Source organism: Citrobacter sp. JGM124, from assembly GCF_018257795.1.
Lineage (GTDB): Bacteria > Pseudomonadota > Gammaproteobacteria > Enterobacterales > Enterobacteriaceae > JGM124.
Window position 1 is genome coordinate 242,113 of record NZ_JAERJD010000008.1, and the last position, 15,697, is coordinate 257,809.

General features: G+C 49.7%; 17 protein-coding genes. 4 read left to right on the plus strand and 13 right to left on the minus strand.

Features of this window, described 5'->3' with window-relative positions:
- Positions 1-14: 14 nt before the first annotated feature.
- A complete protein-coding gene (locus JK154_RS13120) occupies positions 15-719 on the minus strand; it encodes a YggS family pyridoxal phosphate-dependent enzyme (RefSeq protein WP_211993050.1) in 705 nt (234 codons plus the stop codon).
- 15 nt (positions 720-734) lie between these two features.
- On the opposite strand from JK154_RS13120, the gene JK154_RS13125 reads away from it, so the two are divergent.
- Together JK154_RS13125 and JK154_RS13130 are read left to right on the plus strand one after the other, a co-directional pair.
- Complete coding sequence (locus JK154_RS13125) at positions 735-1,745, plus strand: PilT/PilU family type 4a pilus ATPase (RefSeq protein ID WP_211992991.1); 1,011 nt, start codon at positions 735-737, stop codon at positions 1,743-1,745.
- A gap of 202 nt (positions 1,746-1,947) precedes the next feature.
- The gene (locus JK154_RS13130; protein WP_211992992.1) at positions 1,948-2,304 is read left to right on the plus strand and encodes a DUF1622 domain-containing protein; all 357 of its coding nucleotides are present in this window, start codon (positions 1,948-1,950) and stop codon (positions 2,302-2,304) included.
- 95 nt (positions 2,305-2,399) lie between these two features.
- Here the strand turns inward: JK154_RS13130 and ruvX are convergent, their stop codons facing one another.
- From ruvX to JK154_RS13160, 6 genes are all read right to left on the minus strand, one after another.
- Positions 2,400-2,819 carry a Holliday junction resolvase RuvX gene (ruvX, locus tag JK154_RS13135; RefSeq protein ID WP_211992993.1) on the minus strand — a complete coding sequence of 140 codons (420 nt, stop codon included), beginning with the start codon at positions 2,817-2,819 and terminating at the stop codon, positions 2,400-2,402.
- The gene (locus JK154_RS13140; RefSeq protein WP_211992994.1) at positions 2,819-3,382 is read right to left on the minus strand and encodes a YqgE/AlgH family protein; all 564 of its coding nucleotides are present in this window, start codon (positions 3,380-3,382) and stop codon (positions 2,819-2,821) included. The genes ruvX and JK154_RS13140 overlap by 1 nt, the downstream gene beginning before the upstream one ends.
- Before the next feature lie 161 nt (positions 3,383-3,543).
- Positions 3,544-4,491 (minus strand): glutathione synthase, encoded by a 948-nt coding sequence (gshB, locus tag JK154_RS13145; RefSeq protein WP_211992995.1) that lies wholly within the window; start codon positions 4,489-4,491, stop codon positions 3,544-3,546.
- Between the two features lie 13 nt (positions 4,492-4,504).
- Positions 4,505-5,236 carry a 16S rRNA (uracil(1498)-N(3))-methyltransferase gene (rsmE, locus tag JK154_RS13150; RefSeq protein WP_211992996.1) on the minus strand — a complete coding sequence of 244 codons (732 nt, stop codon included), beginning with the start codon at positions 5,234-5,236 and terminating at the stop codon, positions 4,505-4,507.
- Between the two features lie 73 nt (positions 5,237-5,309).
- The gene (gene endA / locus JK154_RS13155; protein ID WP_211992997.1) at positions 5,310-6,017 is read right to left on the minus strand and encodes a deoxyribonuclease I; all 708 of its coding nucleotides are present in this window, start codon (positions 6,015-6,017) and stop codon (positions 5,310-5,312) included.
- A 98-nt stretch (positions 6,018-6,115) separates the two neighbouring features.
- The gene (locus JK154_RS13160; RefSeq protein ID WP_211992998.1) at positions 6,116-6,625 is read right to left on the minus strand and encodes a SprT family zinc-dependent metalloprotease; all 510 of its coding nucleotides are present in this window, start codon (positions 6,623-6,625) and stop codon (positions 6,116-6,118) included.
- Positions 6,626-6,917: 292 nt separating this feature from the next.
- Between JK154_RS13160 and JK154_RS13165 the strand changes: the two genes are divergently transcribed.
- Positions 6,918-7,781, plus strand: a complete 864-nt coding sequence (locus JK154_RS13165) for a glycosyltransferase (RefSeq protein ID WP_211992999.1) — start codon at positions 6,918-6,920, stop codon at positions 7,779-7,781.
- A gap of 92 nt (positions 7,782-7,873) precedes the next feature.
- Here JK154_RS13165 and metK read toward each other — a convergent pair whose 3' ends face one another.
- Positions 7,874-9,028, minus strand: coding sequence for a methionine adenosyltransferase (gene metK / locus JK154_RS13170; RefSeq protein WP_211993000.1), 1,155 nt, complete (start codon positions 9,026-9,028; stop codon positions 7,874-7,876).
- 218 nt (positions 9,029-9,246) lie between these two features.
- On the opposite strand from metK, the gene JK154_RS13175 reads away from it, so the two are divergent.
- A complete protein-coding gene (locus JK154_RS13175; RefSeq protein WP_211993001.1) occupies positions 9,247-9,492 on the plus strand; it encodes a hypothetical protein in 246 nt (81 codons plus the stop codon).
- 8 nt (positions 9,493-9,500) lie between these two features.
- On the opposite strand, the gene JK154_RS13180 is transcribed toward JK154_RS13175, so the two are convergent.
- The 5 genes from JK154_RS13180 to JK154_RS13200 form a co-directional block, all read right to left on the minus strand.
- Positions 9,501-10,853, minus strand: coding sequence for a solute carrier family 23 protein (locus JK154_RS13180; protein ID WP_211993002.1), 1,353 nt, complete (start codon positions 10,851-10,853; stop codon positions 9,501-9,503).
- Positions 10,854-10,883: 30 nt separating this feature from the next.
- Positions 10,884-12,266, minus strand: a complete 1,383-nt coding sequence (gene guaD / locus JK154_RS13185) for a guanine deaminase (RefSeq protein WP_211993003.1) — start codon at positions 12,264-12,266, stop codon at positions 10,884-10,886.
- Between the two features lie 148 nt (positions 12,267-12,414).
- A complete protein-coding gene (locus JK154_RS13190) occupies positions 12,415-12,741 on the minus strand; it encodes an AzlD domain-containing protein (protein WP_211993004.1) in 327 nt (108 codons plus the stop codon).
- On the minus strand, positions 12,731-13,483 hold the full coding sequence (locus JK154_RS13195; protein WP_211993005.1) for an AzlC family ABC transporter permease: 753 nt from the start codon (positions 13,481-13,483) through the stop codon (positions 12,731-12,733). The genes JK154_RS13190 and JK154_RS13195 overlap by 11 nt, the downstream gene beginning before the upstream one ends.
- 310 nt (positions 13,484-13,793) lie before the next feature.
- Positions 13,794-14,990, minus strand: a complete 1,197-nt coding sequence (locus tag JK154_RS13200; protein ID WP_211993006.1) for a multidrug efflux MFS transporter — start codon at positions 14,988-14,990, stop codon at positions 13,794-13,796.
- Positions 14,991-15,697: the final 707 nt, after the last annotated feature.

Consider the following 15,697-nt stretch of genomic DNA (forward strand, 5'->3'; position numbering starts at 1 on the left):
AATAATGATAATAATTAACGAGCAGAATAATCTCGTGCGCCAAAAATGGCGGTTCCAATACGTACCATGGTTGACCCCGCGGCGATAGCGGCATCCATGTCATCACTCATGCCCAAGGAGAGGGTGTCAACCGTTGAGTAACGATGTTTAAGTTTTTCATACGCGGCAGCCATTTTGCGGCAAACGGCAAGCTGACTATCATAATCAGGTTCAGGCGCGGGAATCGCCATTAGCCCTCTCAGCTTGAGCCCAGGGAGCAGTGCCACTTCTGTGGCGAGAGTGTCCAGTTGCTCCAGAGAAATGCCTGATTTGCTTTGTTCATCACTGATATTGATTTGAATCAGGACATTCAGCGGCGGTAAATGTGGCGGACGCTGAGTATTTAAACGGGTGGCGATACGCAGACTTTCCACGGTGTGACACCAGTCAAAATTTTCAGCCACCAGACGACTCTTATTCGACTGTAACGGGCCGATAAAGTGCCATTCCAGGCCAGTGATCCCCAGTTCCGCAAAGTGATGAATCTTATTCACCCCTTCCTGAACATAGTTTTCACCAAATAACCGCTGTCCTGCTGCTATGGCTTCTGAGATAGCCTGCACAGGTTTCGTTTTACTCACTGCAAGCAATATAACGTCTTCTGGTGTTCGCCCGCAACGCGCTGAAGCTGTTGCGATTTTTTGATGAATCTGTGCCAAGTTATGCGCTATTTCAGTCATGATGTTGGGAGTGATATGGATATCGACGAAATTGTATCCCTTAGTGTAAAGCATAATGCGTCTGATCTACACCTGTGTCCGCACCAACCGATACGCTGGCGACGACAGGGAAAGCTGGAGGTCTGTTCTGAGTCCGGGCCTTCTGCTGGGGAGGTTATCGATAAATGGTTAAACGAAACCCAAAAGGATCAGCTTCTGGGTGACGGTCAGGTGGATTTTAGTCTGACAATAAACAACGGTATCAGGCTGCGTGGACAAGCATTCTGCCAGCAACAGGGCTATGCCCTGGCCGTGCGGTTATTACCCGATCAATGCCCGCGTCTTGATGCGTTAGGAATGCCTGCCAGTGTTTTGCCATTACTACAACAAACAGACGGTTTGATCTTACTGGCTGGGGCTACTGGTAGCGGTAAATCCACATCGCTGGCAGCGATGGTGGAACAGATCAACCAGCAATTTTCCGGGCACATTATGATGCTTGAGGAACCTGTGGAGTATCTGCATCAGTCAGCGCTTTGCCTGATACAACAGCGGGAAATAGGCCAGCACTGTGCCTGCTTTTTCAGTGGGTTAAAAGCGGCCTTGCGGCAGGATCCCGATGTTATTGTACTGGGGGAATTGCGGGACTGTGACACCCTTCGTCTGGCCTTAACCGCAGCGGAAACTGGCCATTTGGTTCTGGCCACATTACATGCCCGTGATTCAGTTCAGGCGATTGAACGGCTGATCAATGTTTTTCCAGCATCAGAGAAAGAGTGGGTGCGTTATCAGTTAGCCGGGAGCCTGCGTGCCATACTGGCACAGAAATTAGTAATGACGCCAACGGGCAGGCAGCAAGCCCTGTTTGAACTGTTACTGAATCTCCCCGCGGTGGCTAATATTATTCGGGAAGGAAAAATTTGGCAGCTCCCGGGGATACTGCAAACGGGTCAGCGCAAAGGGATGCAAAGCTTTGAGCAGAGCCGGAGGCAGTTGCTGGACTCTGGCGAGGAGGGATACCTTAACCCGGAGGCAACCTATTCATAATATCGTGATGAGGTCTTCCACCATGCTGCCTGCGGGGGCGTCTTGCATTAACCCCTTCCCGCCATTCTGATTATTTAGTATATAATGCGCGACATACTGTTTTATACCATTCACCGTTCAGATCGGGGGATGATCCCCGGCAATGTGAGTTATTTAATATTGAAGATATGAGATGTTTTAATCTGCTTATTAGGATGATTCGATGCCAGATTTACTGTTTTTACGGGAATTACTCGTTTCATGTGTTAGCTACCTCCAGCTGTTGCTGGAGACGATTTCCGTTATCTGTGTGGTTATCGGGTTAGGGAAAACGTTAGTTATTTTGATCAAAGTAAAACAGGGGCGTGCGGCGCGTTACTGTTTTGGAAATTGGCTAGCTACCGCACTGGAGTTTCAGTTGGCGGCTGATATTTTAGTGACCACCGTAGATCCTGATTTAGACAGTCTGATCAAACTGGGTATCATTGCGGTTATCCGAACATTTTTAAATTATTTCTTAAGCAAAGAGCTGGAACATAACCCGAATGAAACAGACGCAGAGATAAAGAAAGCTGTCTGACGGTTTATGCCAGCTTTTTGGGCAAACAAAAAGCCCCTGGCTGTTTAGTGGCGCCAGGGGCTTATTTTTGAGGCAAGGTATGTAAAAATAAATATTCAGGGATGGTACTCAAACCAGCTTTCCAGAATAATCACTGCTGAAGCTGAATCAACACTACCCTTATTCAGCGCCCGAAATCCTCCTTGCTCAAACAGACCAGCCCTGGCCTCTACCGTGCTGAGACGTTCATCTTGCAAGACGACTTTAACGCCAAACCGGCCATGAAGACGATTGGCGAATTTACGTGCTCTGGCCGTCAGTGGTTGTTCTGTACCATCCATGTTAAGCGGGAGCCCAACCACGACCTCTTCTGGTTGCCATTCTTTGATAAGCTTTTCCAGCACGTTCCAGTCAGGTGTTCCATCCTGAGCTTTTAATGCGGTTAATGGCCTGGCCGTACCAGTAATGCGCTGACCAATGGCGACACCAATACTTTTGGTGCCAAAGTCAAAGGCCATCAAGGTACCATTACTCATCAGGCGTGCCCCGCTTCAGCTGGCATGTTATGGATATCAACCCCGACCAGGCGGGCGGCTTCACGCCAGCGTTCAGAAATAGGCGTCCGGAACAGAATATCTGCACTTGCGGGGGCGGTTAACCAGGCATTTTCCATGATTTCTTGCTCCAGCTGACCCTTGTCCCAGGAGGCATAACCCAGTGCAACCAGAACATCTTCTGGCTGTTGAGCGGTGCCAAGTGTTTCAAGGACATCACGGGAGGTGGTTATCACCACATCGTCAGAGATACGAATGCTGGAGCCAAACTCGCTGGCTGAAGAGTGCAGGATAAACCCCCGGTCTTCGGACAGGGGACCACCGATAAAAACAGGTTTATCAAGTCTGATATTGATATCACGAGGGTCCGGTTCAATCTTGAGCTTTTCAAGAATGCCTTCAATTTGAAGGTTTTCCAGTGGTTTGTTAATAATTATACCCATTGCACCATCTTCGTTATATTCGCAAATATAAACGACAGAGCGCTTAAACAAGGGGTCCTGAAGCGCCGGCATGGCAATAAGAAAATGATGCTGTAAATTCATTGTCAGTGCGTGTTGTCCCGGTTAGAAAAACGGCAGTCAATGGACGTATTCTGCGCAGTCTATCATTAATAAACAGAATCGGGCTACCCAGGAACGAACCCTGGGAGACCGATACAAGGCGTGATGGTGCGACAGGACAGGGACAAGACCCGTAGGGAGTTTTATTTAGCCAGTCGCTTTTCAATGGCATCAAACAGCATGCTGGTAATGGACACCGGAAATTCCGCTTCAATCTCACGGATACAGGTTGGGCTGGTCACGTTAATTTCTGTCAGACGGTCACCAATGATATCCAGCCCGACAAAAATTAAACCTCTTGCTTTGAGCTCAGGCCCAACACGGCGTGCGATTTCCCAGTCGCTGTCGCTTAATGGACGAGGTTCACCTCGTCCACCTGCAGCCAGATTCCCCCGGGTTTCCCCCCCCTGTGGGATCCGTGCCAGACAGTAAGGTACTGGCTCGCCATCGATCACTAAGACGCGCTTATCACCGTCTTTAATCGCGGGAAGGTAGTTCTGGGCCATACAATAACGTGTACCCAACTCCGTGAGAGTTTCAGCAATAACCCCCAGGTTAGGATCCCCTTCTTTCACGCGGAAGATGGATGCGCCACCCATGCCATCCAGCGGTTTCAGAATGATGTCCCCATGCTGCTGCCAAAAAGCTTTGAGCTGGGTTTTATTCCGGGTGACCAGCGTTTCCGGGGTCAGATCGGAGAACCAGGCTGTAAACAACTTCTCGTTACAATCCCGCAGGCTGCGTGGTTTATTAACGATGAGTGTCCCTTTCTCTTCAGCACGTTCAAGAATGTAAGTGGCGTAGATAAACTCGGTATCAAAGGGCGGATCTTTACGCATCAGGATAACATCAAGATCAGACAGGGAAATATCCTGCTCACTACCGAAGCTGTACCAATTCTCGTAATTCTGTTCAACACTCAGCAAGCGAGTACGGGCACGCGCTTCTCCATTATTCAGATAGAGATCAGCCATTTCCATATAGTGCAGCTCATAACCGCGATGTTGTGCTTGCAGAAGCATGGCGAAGCTTGAGTCTTTTTTAATATTAATCTGTGTGATGGGATCCATCACAATGCCGAGCTTAATCATAGTTACTTCCTCTTTAGCCCAGGTCGCCAAAGCGCACCTGAAGTGCGGTAATGGCGGTGAGCGCAGTTGTCTCAGTACGCAGAACACGAGGTCCTAACAGGATATCAGTAAATTGGTGTCCAGCTGTCATGGCGATTTCATCAGCTGAAAGCCCACCTTCCGGGCCTATCAGCAGGCGAACACGATCCACCGGTTGAGGCAGAGTATTAATACTGGCACAGGCCCGTGGGTGTAAATTGAGTTTAAGCCCTTGTTCTTGTTCTGCACACCAGGCTTCCAGGCTCATCACGGGGAGAATCTCAGGGATCCAATTTCGTCCACATTGTTCACAGGCCGCGATAGCAATTTTTTGCCATTGCCCCAGTTTTTTACTGAGGCGTTCAGCATCAAGTTTGACACCACAGCGTTCGGAATAAAGGGGCGTGATAACACTGACACCCAATTCAACCGCTTTCTGGATGGTGAACTCCATTTTTTCGCCCCGGGACATCACTTGCCCAAGGTGCAGCCAGAGTGGGGATTCCCGGTTATCTTCGCTGGCAGAGAGTATTTCTACCAGAACGTTTTTTTTATCCGCCTGTTTAATGACAGCTTCAAATACTTGATTGCTCCCGTCAAAGAGCTGTAGTGCCTGGCCTGCCTGCATGCGCAGTACGCGGCCCACATGGTTGGCCGCATCTTCGTTCAGTGGCGTCACCAGACCCACGGTTAACGGGGAGGGGTGGTGAATGCGAGGTATACGCATGAAATTTTTTCCGGTTTAGGTTTGGCGGGAAACAAATCACCGCGGCAAAATAAGCAGTTGCCGCTAGTGTAGGTTAGCTGTTTCGCCCCTGGCAAGCCCGTAGCACATAAGGGTTACTATTCCCCTGAATTTTAGCGATACGTTTATCACGCTCACACTCCCAGTCTGTTACTGGGTAGAGTTTATCCCATGCCTGAAACAGTTGGGTCTGTTGCCGGGAAAGTGGCAATTTATATTGGTCACGCATATAAAAATAAGTGCGAGCAATAGCACCGCGAGCCCGGGCTGGCGGCTCGGCAAGCTTTCCTTTAAAGTCAATTTTCATGGCGCATTGACCATACTGCCCTTCGCCACCATTCCACTGGCTGTACATAAAGTTACTGCGGTCAGCATTGACCTCTCCGACGGCGGGCTGAAGGTTATGCATATCACTTTCGACTTTACGGTACTCAGGGTCTTTGGCGCAGTTTTTACGCCCACCTTCCTGCCAGCATTGTAACTGATGACCAAACTGCCAGGCGGGCATCACATGTTCCCACTCAATGCGTGTAGCCCGTTCTTTATTTTTGCGGATTTTATAGCCACATGATTCCAGGTCTGGTATTCCTTTTTTTCCTTCCCAGGTTATCTTACAACCACAATAGAAATCACCGGGAGCATCGGCATTAACTTTAACCCCGGCTGTTTTCGCCTGGGAAAAATTATTAATGGTCTGGGCAAACGTACTGAATGAACTGAGTAATGCAATAAATGCAATGGCGGAAGATAACTTTCGAGACATTTCCAAAACCCTTTCAAAAACACGCGGAAACCCTACCTGATGATTTATCCAGTTTCAATCAGTGATTCGGTAATAACGTCCAGAAATAGTCAGTAAATCTATTGCGTGGTGAGGCCGGGTTTAAGTGGCTGACCACAGCGAGTACAGCGGTACTGTGTTTCACCACGTATCACGCGATTATGGCGACGCACTGTGAGCTGATGCTGCTGGCAAGGGCAGTGATAGGGAAACGTGTTGGTGCTCACAGATTGTACTGCGAACTGATGTGTACGGCGGGGGGTAACACCCAGCACAGTCTGCATCATCCATTTCCACTCCTTACCATGAGGTGGGGTACGGCCAAAGTGTTTCCAGACCAGAATATGCGCCAGTTCATGGGGCACGACCTCATCGATAAAAGGCTGTTGGTTTTCCAGTAACAGTACTGGGTTCAGACGGATTTCGTTCTTTTCAAGCCAGGCGGTGCCTGCAGCCGTGCCGCGCTGCTGGTAGAGCACACTGGGAAGAGGGTAGTCACATTGCAAAAAGGTATTTGCTTGTGTGAGTTTTTCTCGCAGACAGCACATAACGGCCTGCTGAATGGCGATAGGGATACGAGGTACTTTCATAAGCGGTGAGAATAATGCCACAAGGCCTTGGGGGCAACCCCTCAATATTGAAGCGCTAAAGGGTAACCCAGTAGTGACAAGTCAGGCGGTTATATTTCATCTGGCTCTGTGACGTGAAATTATCGTCATCTACGGAGGAGAGCAATTAATTGAGATTTGTTATCATGTCTGAAAGGGTGAGCACTCTTATATTTATGATGGGAGTGTTTTTCTGTTAACCCATGGCACGCTTCAGGTTATTCTTTACGCCCCTGGAGACGATGGATGTGGACGAACGACACGATAGATAACTATGACAAATTCAATAACAAGCTTAATTAATAGCCGTCACCCGTTAGACAAGTCTCACATCGACCTGACATATGTGACCCACTTTTACTGTAATCAAGAGTCTATAGAGTCTGTAACCTCCTTACTAAGAGAGTATGAGGCTTATCCGGCAGATGTTTTGGATCGCGTTGAATTCATTATCGTTGATGACTGCTCGCCCCTGGAGTATGACGTTCCTGATCTGAACCTGAATTTCACCTGGCTGCGTATCACCACGGATATCAAATGGAATCAGGGCGGAGCACGTAATCTTGGGGTGACTTACGCCAAGTCGGATAAAATTCTGCTGTCTGACCTTGACCATGCTTTTCCCGCTGAAACGCTGCGTTATCTGGCTGACCATCCAGAGCCAGGACGTAATTTTTATAAAATGCGTCGTAAAAAACCGGATGGTGAAATTTATAAAGGTCACTCGAACCTGTTCTTTATGAGCCGCGCTCGCTTTATGCGTTTCCATGGCTATGATGAAGAATTTTCCGGTAACTATGGGGCTGAAGACTATCGTTTTGTTAAGTACCAAAAATATCAGGGATCACGTCAGCGCTATTTGCCGAAGTCTGTCTGGTGCTATGAGCGTGAACTGGATCGTAAAAAGAGTTATCACTCTTTGAACCGTGATCTCTCAGCGAATACCCCGGTTGATTTACGCAAGCGCGATGAGTGCAATTTGTTTGGTAAGGAGTATGGGCATAGCCGTATCTTTCTGAACTTCAACTGGGTGACGTTGAAAGTACACAATCGTCGGCCATCAACGGCTCCTGTTATTAGAAAATACTGGCGTCCAACATGGTGGTATCGCTGGCTTAACCCTTTTGCCTCTAAATAGCAGAGTATGCTGGCAGGGCGTTATCACTCTCTGCCGAGCAAAAATATTAAAGGCCAGCAATGCTGGCCTTTATGCTGTAATGCTGAAATAAATTAAATCAGTCCAGCAGCTTCGCGTAATTGTGCGGCTTTGTCCGTTTTTTCCCATGGGAAATGTTCACGGCCAAAGTGACCATAAGCGGCAGTCTCTTTATAGATAGGGTGCAGCAGGTCAAGCATCTGAATCAAGCCATATGGACGCAGGTCAAAGAACTCACGTACCAGCAGGTTCAGTTGTTCGATAGCAATTTTCTCGGTGCCAAAGGTTTCCACCATAATGGAAGTGGGTTCAGCCACACCAATCGCGTAAGAAACCTGAATTTCACAGCGGTCAGCCAGACCAGCAGCAACAATATTTTTTGCCACATAGCGTGCAGCATAAGCGGCTGAACGGTCTACTTTAGAGGGATCTTTACCTGAGAAAGCGCCGCCCCCGTGACGTGCCATACCACCGTAGGTATCCACGATAATTTTACGACCCGTCAGACCACAGTCACCCATTGGGCCACCGATCACAAAACGCCCTGTTGGGTTGATGTGATATTTAGTCTGGGCATTCAGCCATTCTTCAGGCAGAACTGGCTTGATAATCTCTTCCATGACGGCTTCCTGAAGATCTTTCAGGGCAATGGATTCCGCATGCTGAGTAGAGAGAACAACCGCATCGATACCAACAATTTTACCGTCGTCATACTGGAAGGTAATTTGACTTTTTGCATCCGGACGCAGCCATGGCAAGGTGCCATTTTTACGGACTTCAGACTGACGCTGTACCAAACGGTGAGCATAAGTAATAGGTGCAGGCATTAAAACGTCAGTTTCATTGGTGGCGTAGCCGAACATCAGCCCCTGGTCACCAGCACCTTGCTCCAGTGGATCTGTGCGATCGACACCTTGGTTAATATCAGGAGACTGCTTACCGATAGCGCTCAGAACAGCGCAAGAGTTAGCGTCAAAGCCCATGTCAGAATGTATATATCCAATGTCACGCACGGTCTGACGTGTGATTTCTTCAATATCAACCCATGCTTTGGTGGTGATTTCGCCACCGACTAATACCATGCCTGTTTTGACATAGGTTTCGCACGCAACACGCGCTTTCGGGTCTTGCTCAAGGATTGCGTCAAGAACCGCATCAGAAATTTGGTCTGCGATTTTATCGGGATGCCCTTCAGATACTGACTCGGACGTAAAAAGGTGTTTGGCCATATTTTTTTCACCCTAAGAGAATTCGTTTAGTTCAGGCTGCTGTTGAATGAGTAAGTGTAGCGGAATAAATCAATCTGATAACTCATTGGCACAGATTGAAAAACAGACAGTCTAACAGTGAATCGATATAGATGGATTCACATCCGGACGGCTATTTTAGATTATTCATTTAACAGATAGCCAGAGTTATTTGCGTCCCTGTTTGTAATGGGCTCGTTTTGGTAAGTCGAGTTATCCGGGATGGGGCGTGTCGCTTTTTTGCCATGAGTGTGGTTCGTGGCGTTCTGGCGGCAATGGATTACCGCGTTGACAGGGGGGATTGGCTGAGGTTGTTGTACCTGGCTGGATTGCTATGGATAACACCAGGGATTAGTGGGATTACGCTGAGAACCTTACTCCGAAAAAGGGCGTCAACCACAGCAATACAGCCGCATCAGGCGATGCGGCTGCTGAGTGAGGCCTGATATCAGTCTCAGACTACGTCTGGTTCCCCGGCTGTAGAGACGGGAATTAACTGGTTGAGGATAATTGCCGCAATAGCCCCTACCGCCACGGAGGAGCCCAGGAAGTACTGCACCAGCTCAGGCAGGGTACGGACATAATCTTCGGGCGCGAGGTTGGCAAAAAAAGCGAAGATAATCGGTAAACCGACAATCAGCATATTGCGTTCATCAAATTTCACAAAACGGATCACGCGGATGCCATTCATGGCGATAGTGGCACACAACACTGCAAATACGCCACCGATGACGGCAGCCGGAATAGAGGCAATCACAGCGGACAGCTTCCCGAATAACCCGAAAATGATTAACAGTACTCCGGCAGCCATAAAGGCAGAACGGCTGGCGATCCCGGTGATGGCAATAACCCCTGCATTGGAGGAATACCCGGTAACCATTGTGCTACCGATCAGGGCGCTCGCTGCACATCCCAGCCCTTCACCAACGGTTCCACGGTCAAGCTGTGGATCCGTTACTGAATGGTCAATAACGGCACCGACAGCGAACCAGGTCCCCGTCGTTTCCGCCATCAGCACAAGGTAAATAACGATGAATGTCACGGCGGCCTGCCAGGAGAAGGTCAGAGGATAATCCACCAGAGCAATTCGTGGCAGCATCAGCCAGCCTGCATCGCCAACGACACCCAGGTGGAACTGGCCGAGGGCAGCAGCCACAAGACATCCTCCCACCAGCGCAATCAGCACAGAGCACAGACGTAACCAAATCCCACGCCCGCCGCGCTTTATTCCCAGCATCATGCACAATACCAGTAACCCGGCTGAGACGGTGGCCAGTAAGATATTGTTATTGATTGATCCGCTACCGTAGACGGTAAACACATTGGCTTTCAGTGCCACAGGCAGCAGGGCGATTCCCACCACCAGGATGATTGTTCCGCCAACGAGCGGTGGTACCAGAAAGCGGATGATTTTATGAAACAGGCCGAAGGCTCCGAGCACAATAAGTAGCAGAGCGCCGGGTAGCATGGCTCCGTAGAGGGTAGATAATCCGGCCATTCCACCGCCTGCGGAAAAGGCGATGGCAACGACGGCCCCAATCGGAATATAGGAAGGGCCCTGGGCAATAGGTAAACGCATACAGAACCGGGTCTGTATCAGGGTGGCAATACCAGCGGCGATAAATGTTGACTGAATAAGTGAGGCAGAATCAGCGACAGAAAGGGACAAAATTGAAGCGATAATAAACGGGACGACATAAACATCCATCGCAAGTATATGTTGCAAACCCAGTAAGAATGCTTTGCTGATGGGGAGTTTTTCGTCTGGCTTGACAACCAGATTACCTTCAAAAACCTGTTTTTCCACGGTTTATATCCTGATTAGCAAAAGGTTAAATCAGCGTTCGGTAACCACGCGCCCCTGAACCCAGACACGGGAAACGTTACAGCGAGTGGCGTTATAAATAATTTTTTGCAGAACATCACGATGATCATCAAACTCGGGCCAGATAATGACGTTGGAGTCAGGAGACTGGCAGTCGATCAATAAAGCATCGAAGGCAAAGCCGGGTGCCAGCTGACCGATTGGCAGGTTAAGGGCTTCCCCACCTCCGCCGGTAGCCAGCCAAAAAGCATGAATAAAGTCAGCTTTAGCACCGGGCCGGCCGCGTTCTTTCGCGGAAAGTTGCGGGTTGACGCCATCATTCAGCGCGCAGGCGGCGGTCAGAAGATGACGACAGCTGTCGAACATCGAGGGGCTGTGCCCGCCAGCGATATCCGTTGCCAGGCCGATGTGTAAGGGCTGTTGCAGCCCATGTCGCAGAGGGAACACACTGTTTGCAAAGTAAAAGTTAGAGAGTGGGCAATGGGCTATACCCGCTCCTGTTGCCCGCAACGTGTCCATGTCGTCATCACTCAGGAAATTACAGTGAGCCATGATGGTTTGCCGGGTCAGTAAACCAAATTTGTGCAGGGCCTGAGCATCATGGATCCCAAAGCGATTTTTAACATACTCGTGTGCCCAGTCACTTTCAGAGCAGTGTGTCTGTACATGACAGCCTGTCTGGCCTGCTAATTCACCCAAACCGGTGAGCAAATCATCGGTACAGCTTGGGATAAAGCGCGGGGTGATGACCGGTAACACCAGGTTCGATTGCGGGGTAACAAGGGTCTGTACATCGCGAATAAACTGCGCGGTATCGTCGACAGCCTGATGTGCACTGCTATCGCGGTAGAAAGGAGGGCATTGCTCCGGGTTATCCATAGCAATGCGACCGACCAGGGCCCGTTGCCCTTTGGTGGCACAAATTTCAGCCAGGGCGAGGCTTGCTGCATTGTGCGCAGAGGCAAAATACATGGCGGTGGTGGTTCCATTGGCCAGCAGGGCATCCACCATTGGGGCATAGACCCGACGTGCAAAGTCGGTATCACTGAACCGTGCTTCCAGGGGAAAGGTATTGTCCTGTAACCAGGCGTATAAAGGCAGATCAAGCGCCTTTCCCATTTGCGGCCATTGGGGGGCATGTACATGGACGTCAATCATTCCGGGCATCAGATACTGATCATCACCAAGCTCGATAAGTGCATTGTTTTGCTGGTATGCACTTTTCTGTTCAGCATAACGGGGATCCGCTGGTGGGATAACCGCTGAAATAATTCCGTTTTGATCAACGCAAATCAGATATTTTTCAAGTAGATGGAGAGTTTCTGGGTCACTGGCGGTGAATGCCGTGGCCAGCACAGCAAAAGGTGCCGCCGGGGAAGAAGTAGGGAAGGACATGGTCATCGTGAGCCTCATCACACATTGTCAGGCTATTTTAAGGACAACAAATATAAAAGCAATCGTTTGCCTGTCGGGGGGGAGGAATATTTTTGATCGATATACCAGTGTCCAGGGGACTTGTGGGTGGTCGCTGCTTGCCAGCGTGTCAGACCACCCCGAACAGATAACGCAGCAAGGAGTAACTGACCATTCCACTGATAACTGTGATAAACAGGCTGCGGGACAATGCCCCGGCAAGTGTGGCTATCAGGGCAGCAATCAGTGACAGGCTGATCCCCCCCGATGTCAGGGCGGGTTTGGTGATTAATTCTGCCGCAATAAGGGCAGACATGATAGCCGCGGGAATAAAACCCAACCACTGGCGGACGGTGATCGCCAGTCGAAAACGGGACAGCAGAATCACCGGCAGCGTACGCATCAGGGCGGTAAGAACGGCGCACAGGATAATGGCAAGGATAATATCAGACATCATCTGGCTTCCTTTGCCGGGCCGTCAGACGCAGAACCAGAGTCGCGAGGGTGGCAGATATTGCGGCGGCAAAAACCACCAACAGACTGATGGAGAGATAATCAGCAGAGCAGAGTGTGAGAATAATAGCCACGATGATAGTCAGTGTTTCCAGCCCCTTCTGCTGGCTGGCAAACCAGGTCATTAATACCAAACCGATAAACATCGATACCAGGCTGAAACTGAGTCCGTCCATCACTGATGCCGGGATTGTTGAAGCCAGCCATGCACCCGCGAGGCACGCGATAATCCAGTTGATCCAGGCGGTCAGATTGAGCCCGGCCATCCAGTAAAAAGGAATGGTGCCATGACGGGCACTATGCTGCGCGGCGACGCCGAAAGTCTCATCGGTCAGTAACAAACCGCTTATGATTTTCTGGCCAAATGTATGTTCTTTGAAACCGAGGCTTAAGGCTGAACTCATCAACAGATAACGTAAGTTAACCAGTACTACACTCACGACCACAGAGACAATATCCGCCCCGGCTGCCCATAATGAATAAAACAGGAACTGGGCGGAGCCGGCATAAAGAAAAGCTGCCAGCAATGCAGTATGTAACAGGGAGAAACCTGAGAGTGTCCCCATAGCACCTGCAGCAAAACCGATGCTCCAGTAGCCGGTTACCGTCGGCAGGCAGGCAATCACGCCAGCCCGAAATTGTGTCCCCGCTTCACGGGTTGAAACAGAATGGGAATAGGGCAACATATTTTTCTAACCGTAAAGAAAAAGGTTACTGCCAATGAGAGTCGCGTCCGCCAGTATATACAAAAGTGCCGGTAGAACAATCCCCGGCTTACTGCCCGGCGGGGATGTAACATGAACCCATAACAGAGCGGGAATCAAGGTATTCAGGGAGGGAATAACAGTACTACTGCAAGGAACAGCGGGGCGACAGGCCATAGTTCCGGGCATAACACATGAGTCCCTGGCTGATGATATTGTTTCCCGGTATTGCTGTCATCATGATGACGAGAAGGGACGGAATACACTCAGTGGGAGCGTATCCCGCGTATTGTCAAACCTGACGGCGACTGCGGCGCATCATGACGAGTAGCTGCCAGAGCATGATGACAACCACCGCTGCTGTGGTGATAAATACCCAACGGAATCCGGCGACGGCCGAGATAGAGGCTCCCATCAATGGCCCTATGACATTGCCCAAATACATAAAGGACTGGTTGTATCCGAAAATGCGTCCCGTAATGCGATCACTGCACTGTTTCATTAGCAGTATCTGTACTGCCGGGAGCATGGCACCGTCTGCAAAACCGAGCAAAAAACGGAGAATACCAAGCTGCAGTGGCGTTGTGACAAACGACATGGCGAAAAACAGCACGATGGCGCAACACAAGGTGGCTATCAGAATACGTGCGGTACCTATCCGGTCTCCCAGGCGGCCTAAACGGGGGGCGGAAATCAGGGCAGAAATACCGGGTACAGCGGAGATAACCCCGGCCAGGAAAGCGATATTGTTGCTGTCAGGTGTCATCGATTTGATAAATAGAGCAAGTATTGGCCCGATGGAGCCGTTGCACAGCTGGATGACCAGTGTGGTGAAAAACAGGCTTATCACCAGCCCCGGGTGGGGTAAAGAGTCAAATATAGCTTTGGCACTCAGGCGTTCGGCTTTGTTGACCTGTGGGCGTGGCCCTTCTTTAATCAGTAAGAGGGTTACTACAAAGCTGATGGCTAGCAGGGCAGCTGTTACGAAAAAAACAGCGCGCAGCCCAACCATATCTGCCAAAAATCCCCCCAGTAACGGGCCGACAATCACCCCGCTTATCTGTGCCGTCGAAAGGGTGCTCAGTGCCCAGCCACTCTGATCCCTGGGGACTTGGGTGGCAATCAGGGCCATCGCATTCGGGATGTATCCTGAGGTTAGCCCCATGATGGCCCGCAGCAAAAAAAGCTGCCATACATTGGTGGCAAAGGCCTGAAGTAAAATGGCTATCGACATACCCAGGGAGGCACGGAGCAACATTAATTTGCGCCCCTTACGGTCAGCCAGACTGCCCCACATTGGAGATACGATGGCTGAAACCAGAAAGGTCACGCTGAATGTCAGCCCTGACCACATGGAAAGAGCCTCATGGGAGGTGACCCCTAGCTGTGAAATATAGAGGGGCAGAAATGGTAATATCTGACTGATGGCCAGCCCGATGAAAAAACAGCCAAACCAGACAGAGATGAGATTAACTTTCCAGGGTTTCATAATGTACTTTCATTATGAATCTTTTGTGGACAGAGTATCAGTCTATCAATTTTTTGGGGCAAATGCGTTGTCAGGAATGTGTTTTCCAGTGCCATGGGAAGATGAGGTTTCACTACTGATGTGGCACTGCCTTATCTCATTCGGGGCGTATCATAACGGCAGGGAACTGAGGGGACCGAATCATTTGCGGCGTACGCATTTTTATTTTGCATTTTTCCTTGGTTATCGGTATAAAGCGGCCCACTCGGCTTCACTAAAGCACACGATGTTTGTGCTGCCAACTTCCAGCCGGATTGCGCATTTTTCCAGAGCTTGTTTTATACAGTGCTCAACGTGTTAGCTTGTTGCATACCCATCAATGTATGCGTGGAGGTGAGTTGATTAATGAACCGTTGTTATTTGTTACCACAGGCATACCGTTCTGGTATCAATTTACCCCTCGCAACGTGCCTCTCGAGTTTTACATCCAGCCGATGTGATACCTATCTCGGTGCTTCTCAGAATTCACAGGCCGGCTTCTGAGCCGTCGTGTTGACTGAACAAGGGCGCTCTTGTTTGACAAGAGTTTTCTCGTGGTTTTCCCAATCTGTCATACAGATTTCGTTTATGTGTTTTACAATTAAATGAAGAAGAAGCCGATTGTACAGCCTGACTGTCAGACTTTTCTGCTACCCAATTGCTTTGGTAATGGGTTGTTATTGGAAAAT